The 14,888-nt window shown below is 62.1% G+C and carries 15 protein-coding genes; 10 read left to right on the top strand and 5 right to left on the bottom strand.

Translation table 11 applies throughout. From position 1 onward, the window contains the following. Window positions 1-93 precede the first annotated feature (93 nt). The gene (locus AB5I78_RS07965) at window positions 94-1,398 is read left to right on the top strand and encodes an MFS transporter (RefSeq protein WP_145162939.1); all 1,305 of its coding nucleotides are present in this window, start codon (window positions 94-96) and stop codon (window positions 1,396-1,398) included. Then, window positions 1,398-2,156: a substrate-binding domain-containing protein gene (locus AB5I78_RS07960; RefSeq protein ID WP_145163244.1), complete on the top strand. Its 759-nt coding sequence runs from the start codon at window positions 1,398-1,400 to the stop codon at window positions 2,154-2,156. Before AB5I78_RS07965 ends, AB5I78_RS07960 begins: the two co-directional genes overlap by 1 nt. Here the strand turns inward: AB5I78_RS07960 and AB5I78_RS07955 are convergent. Further along, on the bottom strand, window positions 2,148-3,050 hold the full coding sequence (locus tag AB5I78_RS07955) for a LysR family transcriptional regulator (protein WP_106577295.1): 903 nt from the start codon (window positions 3,048-3,050) through the stop codon (window positions 2,148-2,150). The two genes, AB5I78_RS07960 and AB5I78_RS07955, sit on opposite strands and share 9 nt — an antisense overlap. Before the next feature lie 425 nt (window positions 3,051-3,475). On the opposite strand from AB5I78_RS07955, the gene AB5I78_RS07950 reads away from it, so the two are divergent. From AB5I78_RS07950 to AB5I78_RS07920, 7 genes are all read left to right on the top strand, one after another. After that, window positions 3,476-4,327: an STAS domain-containing protein gene (locus AB5I78_RS07950; RefSeq protein WP_369300670.1), complete on the top strand. Its 852-nt coding sequence runs from the start codon at window positions 3,476-3,478 to the stop codon at window positions 4,325-4,327. 2 nt (window positions 4,328-4,329) lie between these two features. After that, window positions 4,330-4,692: an STAS domain-containing protein gene (locus AB5I78_RS07945; RefSeq protein ID WP_106576990.1), complete on the top strand. Its 363-nt coding sequence runs from the start codon at window positions 4,330-4,332 to the stop codon at window positions 4,690-4,692. Further along, a complete protein-coding gene (locus tag AB5I78_RS07940) occupies window positions 4,689-5,093 on the top strand; it encodes an ATP-binding protein (RefSeq protein ID WP_145162933.1) in 405 nt (134 codons plus the stop codon). Before AB5I78_RS07945 ends, AB5I78_RS07940 begins: the two co-directional genes overlap by 4 nt. Further along, window positions 5,084-6,091 carry an ATP-binding protein gene (locus AB5I78_RS07935; protein WP_369300673.1) on the top strand — a complete coding sequence of 336 codons (1,008 nt, stop codon included), beginning with the start codon at window positions 5,084-5,086 and terminating at the stop codon, window positions 6,089-6,091. The genes AB5I78_RS07940 and AB5I78_RS07935 overlap by 10 nt, the downstream gene beginning before the upstream one ends. Then, window positions 6,084-6,947 carry a sensor histidine kinase KdpD gene (locus tag AB5I78_RS07930; protein WP_262207425.1) on the top strand — a complete coding sequence of 288 codons (864 nt, stop codon included), beginning with the start codon at window positions 6,084-6,086 and terminating at the stop codon, window positions 6,945-6,947. Before AB5I78_RS07935 ends, AB5I78_RS07930 begins: the two co-directional genes overlap by 8 nt. Next, window positions 6,937-8,871: a response regulator gene (locus AB5I78_RS07925; protein WP_242194044.1), complete on the top strand. Its 1,935-nt coding sequence runs from the start codon at window positions 6,937-6,939 to the stop codon at window positions 8,869-8,871. The genes AB5I78_RS07930 and AB5I78_RS07925 overlap by 11 nt, the downstream gene beginning before the upstream one ends. 98 nt (window positions 8,872-8,969) lie before the next feature. After that, the gene (locus tag AB5I78_RS07920) at window positions 8,970-9,857 is read left to right on the top strand and encodes a hypothetical protein (RefSeq protein ID WP_369300675.1); all 888 of its coding nucleotides are present in this window, start codon (window positions 8,970-8,972) and stop codon (window positions 9,855-9,857) included. 34 nt (window positions 9,858-9,891) lie between these two features. Here the strand turns inward: AB5I78_RS07920 and AB5I78_RS07915 are convergent, their stop codons facing one another. The 4 genes from AB5I78_RS07915 to AB5I78_RS07900 form a co-directional block, all read right to left on the bottom strand. Continuing rightward, window positions 9,892-10,023 (bottom strand): hypothetical protein, encoded by a 132-nt coding sequence (locus AB5I78_RS07915; RefSeq protein WP_256586935.1) that lies wholly within the window; start codon window positions 10,021-10,023, stop codon window positions 9,892-9,894. Between the two features lie 74 nt (window positions 10,024-10,097). Further along, a complete protein-coding gene (locus tag AB5I78_RS07910; RefSeq protein WP_145162925.1) occupies window positions 10,098-11,120 on the bottom strand; it encodes a histone deacetylase family protein in 1,023 nt (340 codons plus the stop codon). Window positions 11,121-11,207: 87 nt separating this feature from the next. Beyond that, window positions 11,208-12,437: a Zn-dependent hydrolase gene (locus tag AB5I78_RS07905; protein WP_369300676.1), complete on the bottom strand. Its 1,230-nt coding sequence runs from the start codon at window positions 12,435-12,437 to the stop codon at window positions 11,208-11,210. 13 nt (window positions 12,438-12,450) lie between these two features. After that, window positions 12,451-13,770, bottom strand: coding sequence for an MFS transporter (locus AB5I78_RS07900; protein WP_369300677.1), 1,320 nt, complete (start codon window positions 13,768-13,770; stop codon window positions 12,451-12,453). A 157-nt stretch (window positions 13,771-13,927) separates the two neighbouring features. On the opposite strand from AB5I78_RS07900, the gene AB5I78_RS07895 reads away from it, so the two are divergent. Further along, window positions 13,928-14,887, top strand: coding sequence for a LysR family transcriptional regulator (locus AB5I78_RS07895; RefSeq protein WP_369300679.1), 960 nt, complete (start codon window positions 13,928-13,930; stop codon window positions 14,885-14,887). Window position 14,888: the final 1 nt, after the last annotated feature.

Here is a 14,888-nt window from a genome sequence, read left to right as displayed (position 1 = left end):
AATTACTCACTTATCATTTCTAAATGTGTCAGCCACTATCCGCGGTCTTAAGCGAAACAAGCACTTTAAAAAGAACGCTGGAGACACAAAACCATGACTAGCCCTTCCCGGCCCGACTCTGCCCGCTCGAAAGTGGGTGCGGTATTCCGCGTCACTTCGGGCAACTTCCTCGAACAGTTCGACTTCTTTCTGTTCGGCTTCTACGCCACCTATATCGCCGCCGCGTTCTTCCCCGCCGCTAATGAGTTTGCGTCATTAATGATGACCTTCGCCGTGTTCGGTGCAGGCTTCCTGATGCGACCGTTGGGCGCGATCATCCTGGGTGCCTATATCGATGACGTCGGTCGCCGCAAAGGGTTGATCGTGACCCTGTCGATCATGGCCAGCGGTACGCTGTTGATCGTGTTGGTGCCGGGTTATCAAACCATCGGCCTGTGGGCGCCATTGCTGGTGCTGCTGGGCCGCTTGCTGCAGGGCTTCTCTGCCGGTGCGGAGCTGGGCGGTGTGTCGGTTTACCTTTCCGAAATGGCCACCCCGGGCCGCAAAGGTTTCTACACCAGCTGGCAGTCGGGCAGCCAACAGATCTCCATCGTGGTGGCCGCCGCGTTGGGTTACGGCCTGAACGTGTGGATGCAACCGGCCGTGGTTGCCGATTGGGGCTGGCGCATTCCGTTCGCCATCGGTTGCATCATCATCCCGTTCATCTTCGTACTGCGGCGCAACCTGCAGGAAACCGAAGAGTTCGCCAACCGCAAACATCGCCCGACCATGCGCGAAGTGCTGGCGACCCTGGTGAAGAACTGGACCGTGGTGATCGGCGGCATGCTGATGGTGGCGATGACCACCACCGCGTTCTACCTGATCACCGTGTACGCCCCGACCTTCGGCAAGACCGTGCTGCAACTGAGCACCTCCGACGCCCTGCTGGTGACCTTGCTGGTGGCCGTGTCGAACTTTGTCTGGCTGCCAATCGGCGGCACCCTGAGTGACCGTTTCGGCCGCAAGCCGGTGCTGGTGGCGATGACCCTGCTGACCGTGATCACCGCCTACCCGGCACTGTCGTTTGTGGTCAACGCACCGAGCTTCGGCCACATGCTGGAAACCCTGCTGTGGTTCTCGTTCCTGTACGGCATGTACAACGGCGCGATGATTCCGGCGCTGACCGAAATCATGCCGGTGGAAGTGCGCGTGGCGGGCTTCTCGCTGGCCTATAGCCTGGCGACAGCGATCTTTGGCGGTTTCACGCCGGCGATCTCCACCTGGTTCATTCACATCACCGAAGACAAGGCCTCGCCGGCCTACTGGATGATGTTTGCCGCCTTGTGCGCGTTGTGCTCGACCCTCGCGTTGTACCGCCGCGCCAATACCCGCGGGCAGGTGATGCAGGGGGCCGCATGATGAAGGCGCTGTGCAAAACCCTGACCGCCCTGGCCCTCGGCGCTTTGGCGCTGACGGCCCAGGCCGAAGAGCTCAAGGTGATGACCTCCGGGGGCTTCACCGCCGCCTATAAACTGCTGGGCCCGCAATACGCCCAGCAAAGCGGCGACACCCTCGACACCATCCTCGGCCCGTCCATGGGCAAGGCGCCGGAAGCGATTCCCAACCGCCTGGCCCGTGGCGAACACGCCGACGTGGTGATCATGGTGGGCTATGCCCTGGATGATTTGATCAAACAGGGCAAGGTCGACAAGGCCTCGCGGGTGGAGCTGGCCGATTCACGCATCGGCCTGGTGGTCAAGCAAGGCGCCGCCAAGCCGGCGATCGGCACCGATGCCGAGTTGAAAGCGGTGCTCAGCCAGGCCAAATCCGTGGCGTATTCGGACAGCGCCAGCGGCGTGTATGTCGAGAAGGAGCTGTTCAAAAAGCTCGGCATGCCCGCCAAGGGCAAGATGATCGAGCGCATCCCGGTGGCTTCGGTGGTCGCCAAGGGTGAATACGAGGTGGGCCTGCAGCAGGTGGCGGAATTGCTGCCGGTGCCGGGCGTGACTTACGTCGGCAAGATCCCGGAAGACGTGCAATCGGTGACGCGCTTTGCGGCGGGCATTCCGGTCAACGCTCAACATCCGGCGCAGGCCAAGGCACTGTTGCAGTACCTGGCCTCGCCCGAGGCGCAACCGCTGGTGCAATCCACCGGGTTGGACTCGGTGTCACACTGACCGAAACGGCATCTCCCGCACCAACCGTTCCAATTCCAGCGCCGCCGGTGGCAACGTCCGCCCGCGGCGCTTGATCAAGCCCACATTGCGCATCACCTGCGGTTCCACCAGCGGCACGCTTACCAGAATCGGGTGCGTGCCCGCCGGCATCGCAATCGACGGCACCATCGCCACGCCCAACCCCGCCTCCACCAACCCGATCATCGTGGTCACGTGGTGGGTCTCGCAAATACTCGGTTTTTTCACCCGCACCCCACGCAGCGCCTGGTCCAGCAGGAAGCGGTTGCCTGAGGTTTTGTCCACGGTGATGTAGTCGTGCTCGTAAGCCTCGGCCCAGGTCACGCTCTCGCGCTCGGCCAACGGATGATCACGCCGACAGGCCAGTACGTAGCGCTCCTGCAATAACAGTTCAAATTCCACTTCGTCGGCCAGGCTGCCACTGAAACTCACGCCAAAATCCGCCTCGCCACTTTCCACCGCGTTGCACACCTCGCCGGCGCTGGCGTCCAGCACGCGCAGACGAATCTTGGGGTACAGCTTATGGAATTCGGAGATCACGTGAGGCATGAAGTAGTAAGCGGTGGACGGCACACAGGCAATGGTCACGTTGCCCATGCGTGTGGACGCGACGTTACTGATGCCCATCAAGGCGACATCAAGGTCGTCGAGCATGCGCTCCACTTGCGGCAGGAATGCCCGCCCGACCATGGTCAGGCTGACCCGCCGCGTGGTGCGCTCGAACAACTTCACCTCAAGGGCGGACTCAAGCTTTTCGATGCGTCGGCTCAGCGCCGGCTGCGAGATGCGGATGGCCTCGGCGGCGCCGCGAAAACTGCCCTTGTCTACCACGGCGCGGAAAGCCTGGAGGTCGTTGAGGTCGAAGTTGATGATCACGGGATGGGCCAGTGTGGTCGATTTGGGGGGCATTATCGTATGGGCTGTGGTGACGCGCCATGTATGCCTGCACGGGTTTGAATTGATAACCCGGCTACAACGATCAAGCCAGTGATATAAGCGCGTTATGTGCGCCCGCACCGCAGCGACCTGCTACCTTCACTGCGTATGACGCCTTATCGGCGCCACTCGCAGATACGGTGGATAAAACCCGTGAGACAGGTGTCGATACACACAGTGTTCAAGCGAGGGCAGCGCCGACGCCGCGCGCTTAAGCCAGGACGGGAACTGATTGGCTTGTATACCAACCCCGAAAGTTAGCAATACCGTGGGATTTCAACACGAAAAATCCACGAAACAATTTAAAACAACCCAACTTAGTATAAATTGCACGCGAACAACCAAAGCCGTTCAAGGAGACTCTCGTGGCAACTCTTCAAGCTCATACAATCCAGGCGCTGCAAACCCAACGCCCTGCCCTGCTGACCGAATGGATTACGAGCCTCGAGGCTTCGGGAGCCACGCGAAACGTCAAGGGTGATGACGTCAAACAGCAAGCTGGCGACTTTCTTAATCTGCTGATCGACGCGCTTCTGCAAGGCGGCTCACAGCAGATAAGCCATGAAAACTGGGCTGAGACCCGGGTTTTCCTGGAAAAGCTGTCGCACAGCCGCGCCTTGATCGGCCAGGACTCGCAACAAACCGCCAGCTTCATTTTCGCCCTTAAAGGCCCAGTGTTCACCTTGCTGCAACGGGAGTACGCCGAACAACCGGCGCAACTGGCCGAGCAACTCTGGGAAGTGTCCGAACTGCTCGATTCGCTGGGCATGCACACCATCCGCACCTTCCAGAAGTCCCGTGAGTCGGTCATCAAACGCCAGCAGGAAGAATTGCTGGAGTTGTCCACCCCCGTGGTGAAGCTGTGGGACGGCGTGCTGGCCCTGCCGATGATTGGCACCCTGGACTCGCAACGCACTCAGGTGGTCATGGAGTCGCTGCTGCAACGCATCGTCGACACCGGCTCGGAAATCGCCATTATCGACATCACCGGCGTGCCGACCGTCGACACCCTGGTGGCCCAGCACTTGCTGAAAACCGTCACCGCCATCCGCCTGATGGGTGCCGACTGCATCATCAGCGGCGTACGCCCACAAATTGCCCAGACCATCGTGCACCTGGGTCTGGACCTGCAAGGCGTGGTGACCAAAGCCAACTTGGCGGATGCCCTGGCGCTGGCGCTCAAACGCCTGGGCGTCACCATCAGCAAGGCTGTCTAAGCATGGAACGCATCCCTATTTTGCAGATGGGCGAATTTTTGCTCGTGACCATTCAGGTCGACATGCACGACCAGCTGGCCATGACGCTGCAGGACGACCTGTCCGAACGCATCAGCCGCACCTCGGCGCGCGGCGTGCTGATCGACATTTCGGCGCTGGACATGGTGGACTCGTTTATCGGGCGCATGATCGGCACCATTTCCGGCCTGTCGCGCATCATGGACGCGCAGACCGTGCTGGTGGGCATGCAACCGGCGGTGGCCATTACCCTGGTGGAACTGGGCATGACCCTGCCCGGCGTAGCGACCGCATTGAACGTCGAGCGCGGCATGAAACTGCTGCGTGACCGGGTAGAACACTTATGAGCCAAGCCAGCAGCGGCACGCATCCCGTGCTGATCGAACAGGACGTTGTGCTGGCCAGACAATTAGTACGCAGGCTGGCCCAGGACTGCGGCATGCGCCTGATCGACCTGACCAAGCTGGTCACGGCCGTCAGTGAGTTGGCGCGCAACACCGTGGTCTACGGCGGTGGCGGGTACATGGATTGGAGCGTCGTCGAAAGAGACCATCGCCCCGGCCTGCGCCTGACCTTTCGCGATGAAGGCCCCGGCATCCCCGACCTCAAGCTGGCCCTGACCGACGGCTGGACCTCCGGCAGCGGCCTGGGCCTGGGCCTGACCGGCGCCAGGCGCCTGGTGGACGAGTTTGAACTGGACACCGCACCCGGCAAGGGCACACGCGTGACGATCACCCGATGGACCTGAATATTCCCAGCGCCTTGACCCAAGTGCTTTTGATCGAAGATGTCAGCCAAATCGGCTATGCCCGGCGCAGCGCCCAGCAGCTTGCCGAGCTGCTGGGTTTTGATGAAACCGACGCCGGGCGCGTGGCCCTGGTAGCGACCGAACTTGCCAGCAACATCCTCAAGCATGCCGCCCATGGCGAGCTGCACCTGCGCGCCACGGGCAACCAGGGTGTCGAAATGATCGCCGTCGACCGTGGCCAGGGCTTCGACCTGGAAAGCTGCCTGGTGGATGGGTTCTCCACGGGCGGCACGCAAGGCATCGGCATGGGCGCCATCTCGCGCGTGGCCCAGGTCTTTGATGTGCATGCCGATCATCGGGGCACGGCGATGTTGGCGCGGCTCTACCCTCGCACCTCGAACGCGCGGGATATCCGCTATGGCGTCAGCCAGCATTCCTTGCACAACGATCCGGCGTGTGGCGACGCCTGGCACCTGGCAATCGAAGCAGGCCAGTTCAGCGTGATGGTTGCCGACGGCCTGGGCCATGGCAGCGAAGCCGAGCGCGCGGCGCGCGCGGGTGAAGAGATGTTCGCCCAAGACCCCTTCCAGGACTCGACCACACTGTTCAACGACATGCATATCGGCATGAATGGCACCCGGGGCGGCGCAGTGGCCGTGGCGCAATACGACGCCGTGGCCGACCGACTGCGTTTCACCGGCGTGGGCAATATCGGCGCCAGCCTGATTGGCTTCGGCAAGTCGCGCGGGCTGGCTTCCCACCCGGGCATCGTCGGCGTGCAGTTTCGCAAGGCGCAACCCTTCGACTACGCTCAGGTCAGCGGCCAACTGCTGATCCTTTACAGCGACGGGCTGCAGTCACGCTGGAACCTTGCGGATTATCCCGGGCTTTGCCACCGCCACCCCGCCCTGATCGCCGCCATCCTTCACCGTGATTTCTGTCGCGGCCGGGATGACGTTACCGTCTTCGTGATTGCCCTGGAGGCCATTGATGGCTGACACCATTGCTTCGCTCACTGAGCAAGTGCAACGCCTGCACCAGGAAGCCGACGCCTTGCGTACCGAGTTGGATGAGACCAACCAGGGTGTGCTGGCACTGTATGCCGAACTGGATATGCAGGCCGACCAGTTGCGTCAGGCATCAGACCTGAAAAGCCGCTTCCTGTCGTACATGAGTCATGAATTTCGCACGCCCCTGGGCTCGATCCTGAGCATCACCAGCTTGCTTGCCGATGAACTCGACGGCCCTTTGAGCCCCGAGCAGCAGACCCAGGTAGGCTTTATCCGCAGCTCGGCGCGCGAGCTGCGGGAGATGGTGGACGACCTGCTCGACCTGGCCAAGATCGAGGCCGGGCGCATTACCATCTCGCCTGCCTGGTTTGACATGTTCGACCTGTTCTCGGCATTGCGCGGGATGTTCCGCCCGATCGTCGACGCCTCGTCGGTGGACCTCATCTTTGAAGAGCCCTCGGGCTTGCCCAAGCTCTACACCGATGACAAGAAGCTGGCGCAGATCCTGCGCAACTTTATCTCCAATGCCCTGAAGTTCACCCTGCAAGGTGAGGTGCGCGTGTCGGCACGCATGGAAAGCGCGCACGAGATCCGCTTTGCGGTGCAGGACACTGGCCTGGGCATTCCTGCCGAGCTGCACAACAACCTGTTCGAAGACTTTTCCCAGATCGACTCACCGCTGCAAAAGCGCCTGCGCGGCACCGGCCTGGGGCTCTCGCTGTGCAAGCGCTTTGCCGAGTTGCTCGGTGGCCGGGTCGGGGTGCAAAGCGCCCCAGGCGTTGGGTCGATGTTTTTTGTGATCATTCCTCTGTCTATCGCGGGCGGGCCTGCCGATGAATCGTGACATCCAGCTGCTGATCGTCGACGACAACGCCGCCACCCGCTATGCCCTGCGCCGGCGCCTGGAAAGCCATCACTACCGCGTGCTCGAAGCCGGCACCGGCCAAGAGGGCCTGGACCTGATCGCGAGCAAGAAGATCGACGGGCTCATCCTCGACGTCAATCTGCCGGACATGAGTGGCTTCGACATCGTGCGCGCGCTGCGCGCCGACCCGGCGACCGCCCTGCTACCGGTGGTGCATGTCTCGGCTGCGTCCATCGAGACAGGCGACATCATCACCGGCCTGGACGCCGGCGCCGATGCCTACCTGATCCACCCGGTGGACCCGGACGTGCTGCTGGCGACCCTGCGCACCTTGCTGCGCGTGCGTGACACCGAATACGCCTTGCGCGAGAGCGAGGCGCGCTTTCGCGAAATCTTCTTCAACATCAGCGCGCCGATAGCCGTCATGGACCCGCAGTTGAAGGTGCATGAATGCAACCACGCGTTCGCCCAACTGATCCAGGACAACCTGAACCCTGACGCCTTGCTCGAATGCTTCGCCAGCGATCAGCACGCCGTCATCCAGGAGTTGTGCCTGCGTCTCGCCGCGGGAGAGCGCTGGAAAGGCACCTTGCAAATGCAAGTCGACGGCCAGGTGCGCGAAACCGAGTGGCAAATCTCGCCCTATCGCCGGGCCGAACTGAGCCTGGTGTTTGTCGAAGACGTCACCGAGCATCGCCATCGCGAGCGCCATCAGCTGGCCGAGCTGACCAACGCCACCACGCAGCTGGCGCGCACCGAGGCGCAGTTGCTGCAGGCACAGAAGATGGACGCGCTGGGCAAACTCACCGGCGGCATCGCCCACGACTTCAACAACCTGCTGACCGGGATTATCACCAGCCTTGAGCTGATCAAAAAACGCCTCGACACTCAGCATACCGAGAAGGTCAAGGCTTATGCCGACGCCGCATTGAGCTCGGCCCTGAGCGCCGCCGGCCTGACCAATCGCCTGCTCGCGTTTGCCCGCCAGCAGCCTCTGGACACACGCCCGGTGGATATCAACGCGCATATCCGCTCACTGGAAGAGCTGCTGGTGCGCACGATCGGTGAACATATCGCGCTCAAACTCGAGCTGACGACCCACCCGGCCGTGGCGCTGGTCGATCCGATCCAACTGGAAAGCGCAGTGCTGAACCTGGTCATCAATGCCCGCGATGCGCTGCCCAAAGGCGGCAATATCTGGGTGACCACCTACCCTGCTTACTCCAACGGCAACCTGAAACTGGAAAACGGCGCCTACATCGCGCTCTCCGTGCGCGATAACGGCGTGGGCATCGAACACAGTGTGATCGACAAGGTGTTCGACCCTTTCTTCACCACCAAGCCGCTGGGCCAGGGCACCGGGCTGGGGCTGTCGACCATCTACGGCTTTGCGCGCCAGTCCGGCGGCGACGCACAAATCCGCAGCGTCACCCGCCAGGGCACCGAGGTCACCATCATGCTGCCCGCTGCCTCGGGCCCGGCGAGCGTAACCACCAAGCCCGTTGCGGCGCCCGGGCTCAGCAGCGGCGAACACGTGCTGATCGTCGAGGACATGCCTTCGGTGCGCAGCTTCGTCGCCGAGGTGCTGGTCGACGCCGGTTACCGCTGCAGCCTGGCGGCCGACGGTGATGAAGCGATCGCCACCCTGAACCAGGACACCAGCATCGACTTGTTGCTTACCGACGTGGGCCTGCCTTACATGACCGGGCGGGAATTGGCCGATGTCGCCCGAGGCTTGCGTCCCACGCTGCCGATTCTGTTCATGACCGGGTATGCGGAAAACGCGGCGAATCGCCAAAGCTTCCTGGGGGAAGGCATGGACCTGATCTCCAAACCGTTCCATATCGACGAGTTGCTGGAGAAGATCCGCCGCGGGCTGGACGGCCTGCCAGGCACCCAGTAAGGGGGACACGCAGGCCGCCCGGGCTAAATTGCAGGATGCTGTGCGGTGACAGGCTTGGTACCGTGACCGGCCTTGCAATCGGCTACCGGCACCGAACAATGACTCAACCCAATAACAACTATCGGCCCCTGCGCCTCGCATCGTGGGCGCTCGGCCTGCTGTGCACCGCCACCCTGGGCTTTTTTGCCTGGCAAAGTTTTTACCCGGTGCGCGCCGCCGATTCGTGGAGTTATCAGGTTTTGCACACCGATGTGGCCAAGGCCGCGTCGTTGATGCCCATGGCTGACGGCTCGTTGATGGTCACCCAGGAACTCAAGGACGGGCTGGGCAGCATCGTGCACATCCGGCTGGATGGAACGCGCGATGTCGTGCTCGGCAACCTGTCCAAACCCGACGGGATGTTGGCCACGCGGGGCGGCTGGGTGTTCAGCCAGGAAACCGGCAACGCCCCCGTCAGCTTTCTCAAGGACGGCGCGGTCACCGAATTGTTCAAAGGCGAAAACGTGCAAGGCCTGTGGGATGACGGCGACTACCTGTATGCCATCGAAGACCGCAGCCATGCAGGACGCCTGCTGCGCTATCGCTGGAGTGACCAGAGCATAAGCGTAATACGCGAGGGCCTGGACCAGGCGGAGTCGATCATCCGCTGCACGGATGGCCGCATGCTCTACACCAAAAAGAAAGAAGGCAGGGTGCGCGAACTGAGCGCCGACGGCAGTGACCCGGTGGTGCTGGCCAAACTTAACCAGCCGACCTTTTTGATGTGCGATGAGCGAGGCCTGTGGGTCAATGAAGATGCCACCCACCGCGCACGCTTGTTGCTGATCGACAAACAGGGACGCCAGCACACGATCCTGTCGTTTTTGAAGGCGCCGCAATCGATTGTGCGAACCGCAGACGGCACTTACCTGGTGGCCGAAGGTGGGCGCAACCGGGTACTCAAACTGGTGAACGACGCGCTGGCGGCGACCAGCGACGGCAAGTAGCCCTGACGCCGCCCCGCGACAGACCGAACAACGCCTACTGGCAAGTGCCGCCTTTGTGGTGCGAGCCCGTGCCGCCCACCGGATGCGTGCCCTTGGGGCATGCCGCCGCGAACATCGGGGTGACCATCAAAACCACCAGCAACCCAACCAACGAAAGCTTTTTCATGCGACCCTCCGTAACGATCACGACGCGTGATGTCACAAAGATATCACGCATCCACGGAAGTTATCGCCTGCTCATTACACCCACGCCTTGGGGCCGCTGAAAAACGCCTGCGCATTGCTGTCCAGTGTTTCCAGGTGATAGCCACCCTCCTGCACAATCACGCAGGGTAAGCCCAACTGCCGGATGCATTCGCCCAGGCGCGCAAACCCTTCACGGGTCACCGCCACTTTGCTTTGTGGGTCGAGTTCGTAGATATCGAACCCCAAGGACAACACCAGCACATCCGCTGAGAACTGCTTCACCGCCGCCAAGGCCAACTCGAGTTTTTCGAAGAACACCGCTTCGCTGGCGCCATGGGCCATGGGCAGGTTGAGGTTAAAGCCTGCACCGCCAGCCACGCCGCGCTCGTCGGCAAAGCCTGCGACGCCCGGGTAGAAGTTGGTCGGGTCGCCGTGGATCGACACATAGAGCACGTCGTCGCGGTCGTAGAAAATCTCCTGGATGCCTTGGCCGTGGTGCATGTCGGTATCCAGCACGGCCACGCGCGCAAAGCCTTCGCGCAGAACCTGGGCGGCCACCGCCGCATTGTTGATGTAGCAGAAACCACCCGCCGCATCGTAACGAGCATGGTGGCCCGGCGGGCGACACAGCGCGTAGGCCGCCGGCGCGCCGTCAAGGATGTGCTTAGCGGCGGCGACAGCACTTTGCGCCGACCAATACGCCGAACGCCAGGTCAACTCGCCGACCGGGCAACTGCCATCTGCCAGGTAACGCGCAGCTTGGGCAAGGATGCCGCGCAGGGCGTTGGGTTCGCGCACGAAGATATTCGACATGACTTCGTCGCCCCAGTCTTCGGGGATCTCCTTCCAGCGTGAATGGGCTTCCTGCAAAAACGTCAGATAAGGCGCGCCGTGCACGCCAAGCAATGGGTCAAGGCCGTAGTCAGCAGGCGGCTGGATATCGAAGCCCAAGGTCTGTGCGGCCACCAGCAAGTTGCGCGCACGCTCGGGGACTTCCTGCGGCGTGCGCATCTGGCCGCGGGAGTAGTAGCTGCGCGGGTGGTGCAAGAGTTGTTCGGGGTGGAAAAACGTACGCATGAGATGCTCCTGTATAAACACCCAACCTCTGGGCGCTGGCGTACCAGCGCCTGCAGTCGAATCAAGCCAGGTGTTGGCGTTGAGTCGTTAATCAGCGTGGCCAGCGCGCTGCAACACGGCGTTAAGCAATACATCGGTGCCTTGGCGCACATCCTCGGGCAGTACGTCTTCAGCTTCGTTATGGCTGAGCCCACCGACACACGGGATAAAAATCATCGCCGTCGGGCAGTACCGTGCCAGGTGAATCGCATCGTGGCCGGCGCCGCTGACGATGCGCTGCTGGCTGTAGCCCAAGGCATCCACCGAGGACTGCACGCACGCCACACAATCGGCATCGAACGGCGTTGCCGGGCTGATCCAGTGCGCACTGATGCTGACCGTCAGGCCGCGCTTCTCGGCAATGGCGTGCAGGCGCGCGCGCACCTGTTGCTCCATGGCTTCAATGTCGGCGTCGCGGTGATGACGCAGGTCGACAGTGAAGGTCAGCAAGCCGGGAATGGTGTTGCGCGACGACTTGCTGATGCTCAACTCGCCGACCGTGGTCAGGCCTTCGGGGGCGAAATCGGCGGCGAGGTTTTCCAGCGCCTGGATCATGTTGGCTGCGCCATACAGCGCGTCCTTGCGCAGGGGCATTGGCGTGGTGCCGGCATGCGCGGCCACGCCTTCGACCCGCACGTCGAGCCAGCGGATCGACTGGCCACCGGTCACCACGCCGATGCTCTTGGCGTTGTCCTCCAGGATTGGGCCCTGCTCGATATGGGCTTCAAAATACGCGTCCACCACGCCACCCAAGGGCCGTTCGCCGTTGTAGCCGGTGCTGCGCAACGCCTCGGCGACGGTGATGCCGGCGCCATCGGTGGTGGCCAACGCCTGGTCGAGTGCCAGGCTGCCGGTGAACACCGCCGAGCCGAGCATGGCCGGGGTGAAACGGGCGCCCTCCTCATTCGTCCACACCGCGATTTCCAGCGGCTTACGGGTTTGAATGCCGTGATCGTCAAGGCTGCGGAGCACTTCCAGGCCGGCCAGCACGCCGTAAACCCCGTCGAACCGCCCGCCTTCCGGCTGCGTGTCGAGGTGGCTGCCCATCATCACCGGGGCGGCGTCTTTGTCGGTGCCGGCGCGACGGGCGAACAGGTTGCCGATCGCATCCACGCTCAATGTCAGCCCGGCGGCGTTGCACCAATGGCTGAACAGTTCACGACCCGCCTGGTCCTCGGCACTCAGGGCCAGGCGGCAACTGCCGCCACGCGCCGTGGCGCCGATCTCGGCCATGGCCATCAGGCTCGCCCACAGGCGTTGGCCATTAATCTTTAACATTACGCACACTCCATTAAACGCTGTGGGCCATTTCAAGACGGTGAGCCGTGGCGTGGCGGCGCGACAATGCCAGTACGCACACCAGCGAGACCGCAGCGATCAGGCTGTAAAACACTGCCATGGGCCACCATTGGCCCTGGTATTCGTGGGCCAGCCACGTACCGATCAACGGCGTCAGGCCACCGGCCAGCGCGCCGCACACCTGGTAGGCCAGGGAGATCGCGGTGTAGCGCACGCGGGTTTCAAACAAGCCGCTGACAAACCCGGCGATCACCGCGTAGAAAGAGGCCATGCACACCACGGCCAGGGCGATGCCGAGGATGATCAACGGCGCCTGCCCGCTGCTGACCAGCACGAACATCGGATAAGGTGAGGCCATCGCCAGCACGGTCATGGCGCACAGAAAACGCGTGGCCCCGACCTTCTCGGCCACCCAGGCAGCCAGTGGCTGAATGCAGAACTGGATGATGGCGACGACAAACAGGCATTCCAGAATCAGCGAACGCGGCAGGCCCAGTTGCTGAGTGCTGTAGGCAATCATGAAGGTGTTGGTGAAATACACGCCGGCAATGCCCAAGGTGTTGGCGCCGATGCACAACAGCAACGGGCGCCAGGCGGTTTTCAGCACTTCGATCACGGGTGCCTGGTCTTTCTGGATCGCCCGCGCTTTCTCGGCAATGGCCTTGTCTTCAAGGAATTCCGGTGACTCGTTGACCCCCAGGCGAATCACCAGGCCGACGATCAACAGCAAAGCGCTGGCCAGAAACGGCAGGCGCCAACCCCAACTGAGCAGGTCCTCTTCCGGCAACCGGGTGACCGCGCTGAATGCCAGCAGCGACAGGATCAAACCCGCCGGGCTGCCCAGTTGAGCGAAAGACGCAAAGAAGTTTCGACGACCTTTCGGCGCATGTTCGCCGGCCATCAACACCGCACCGCCCCACTCACCGCCCACGGCGATGCCTTGCACCACGCGCAGCAGCACCAGCAATACCGGCGCCGCAACGCCAATTTGAGCGTAGGTCGGCAACAGGCCGATGCACACGGTGACCACGCCCATCATCACCAAAGTGATCACCAGGGATTTCTTGCGGCCGATGCGGTCACCGATATGCCCGAACACAATGCCGCCCAACGGCCGCGCGAAGAAGCCCACGGCGAACGTGCCGAACGCCGCCATGGTGCTGAACAGTTTGTCGTCGGAAGGAAAAAACAGTTGGCCGAACACCAGCGCGGCGGCGGTGGCGTAGATGTAAAAGTCGTACCACTCGATCATGGTGCCGATAAAAGCGGCGGCCGCAGCACGGCGCGGCTGCGGCGAAGCGGAAGGCTTCATGGGGCTGGCTCCTTTGGTTATTTTTTTGGCAGGAGAATGTCGAACGCACGCGCTCTGATGGCGCTTGGTAAGGATGATTTATCGTCGCGGGGCTATGATTAGTCAATTTTCTATTTATTATTCCGATTATAAATCCTGCTTATTATCGAGCTGCGCCATGCCCGAATTTCGCCGCGACAGTCACCCTCTGCTCAACGATCGACTGGACTGGAACCTGCTGCGCACCTTCCGTGTCATCGGCCAGGAACTGAGCATCAGCCGCGCCGCTGCGCGCCTGCACCTGACCCAGCCGGCCATCAGTCAGGCGCTCAAGCGCCTGGAAGAACAGCTTGGCTGCCAACTCATCGCCCGCCGTGGCCCGCGCTTCGCGCTCACCGAAGCGGGTGAACAGATCTTCACCATCGCCGGCGAGATGTATGGCCAGGTGTCGCAGATGAGCAATGCGCTGCAAAAACCCGGCGATGAAGTGCTCGGCAAAGTGCGTTTGCTGATGATCAGTCGGATCAACTCCGAGACCTTCGACGACTTCCTCGCCGCCTTTCACCGTGAGCATCCGCGCGTGGACCTGGAGGTTGAAGTGATGCGCAGCTCGGACATCGTCGCCGCCCTGCTGGAAAAAACCGCAACCCTGGGCCTGAGCCTTAATCGCCGGCCACAGCCACGCCTGGAACAGCACCTGTTCCTGCGCCAGCGCTATGCGTTTTTTTGCGGGCGTCACCATCCGCTGTTTGGGCGCAGCGGCTTGGCGGAAGGCGATTTGCAGTCGGAGAATTTTGTCAGTTTTACCAGCGACCAGATTGGCGGCATGTTGTCGCCGCTGACGATCTTTCGTGACCAGCAAGGGTTCAGCGGGCGCATCGTGGCGTCGTCGTCAAGCCTGGAAGAGGTGCGGCGCCTGGTGATTGCCGGTTTTGGCTTGGGCTGTTTGCCGATTCATGTGGTGGCCGACGATGTGAAGCACGGGCTGCTGTGGCGGCTACCGCCGGATGACGGGATCGCCGATGTGGACATTCATCTGCTGTGGAATCGCGAGCAGAAGATGAGCCGGGCGGAGACGGTGTTTATCGAGCGTCTTTCGGCTCGGCTGGCAGATGCTGCTGAGGATGCCAGTCACTGAT

The sequence above is a fragment of the Pseudomonas sp. N2-3-1-14 genome (genome assembly GCF_041228395.1).
GTDB lineage: Bacteria > Pseudomonadota > Gammaproteobacteria > Pseudomonadales > Pseudomonadaceae > Aquipseudomonas.
This window is presented reverse-complemented; position numbering and strand designations above follow the sequence as displayed.

Bases quoted from the DNA above. Each gene is read 5' to 3' on its own strand.
- AB5I78_RS07965 (WP_145162939.1), top strand. From the start codon at position 94: ATGACTAGCCCTTCCCGGCCCGACTCTGCCCGCTCGAAAGTGGGTGCG.
- AB5I78_RS07960 (WP_145163244.1), top strand. From the start codon at position 1,398: ATGAAGGCGCTGTGCAAAACCCTGACCGCCCTGGCCCTCGGCGCTTTG.
- AB5I78_RS07945 (WP_106576990.1), top strand. From the start codon at position 4,330: ATGGAACGCATCCCTATTTTGCAGATGGGCGAATTTTTGCTCGTGACC.
- AB5I78_RS07940 (WP_145162933.1), top strand. From the start codon at position 4,689: ATGAGCCAAGCCAGCAGCGGCACGCATCCCGTGCTGATCGAACAGGAC.
- AB5I78_RS07935 (WP_369300673.1), top strand. From the start codon at position 5,084: ATGGACCTGAATATTCCCAGCGCCTTGACCCAAGTGCTTTTGATCGAA.
- AB5I78_RS07930 (WP_262207425.1), top strand. From the start codon at position 6,084: ATGGCTGACACCATTGCTTCGCTCACTGAGCAAGTGCAACGCCTGCAC.
- AB5I78_RS07925 (WP_242194044.1), top strand. From the start codon at position 6,937: ATGAATCGTGACATCCAGCTGCTGATCGTCGACGACAACGCCGCCACC.
- AB5I78_RS07920 (WP_369300675.1), top strand. From the start codon at position 8,970: ATGACTCAACCCAATAACAACTATCGGCCCCTGCGCCTCGCATCGTGG.
- AB5I78_RS07915 (WP_256586935.1), bottom strand. From the start codon at position 10,023: ATGAAAAAGCTTTCGTTGGTTGGGTTGCTGGTGGTTTTGATGGTCACC.
- AB5I78_RS07910 (WP_145162925.1), bottom strand. From the start codon at position 11,120: ATGCGTACGTTTTTCCACCCCGAACAACTCTTGCACCACCCGCGCAGC.
- AB5I78_RS07905 (WP_369300676.1), bottom strand. From the start codon at position 12,437: ATGTTAAAGATTAATGGCCAACGCCTGTGGGCGAGCCTGATGGCCATG.
- AB5I78_RS07900 (WP_369300677.1), bottom strand. From the start codon at position 13,770: ATGAAGCCTTCCGCTTCGCCGCAGCCGCGCCGTGCTGCGGCCGCCGCT.
- AB5I78_RS07895 (WP_369300679.1), top strand. From the start codon at position 13,928: ATGCCCGAATTTCGCCGCGACAGTCACCCTCTGCTCAACGATCGACTG.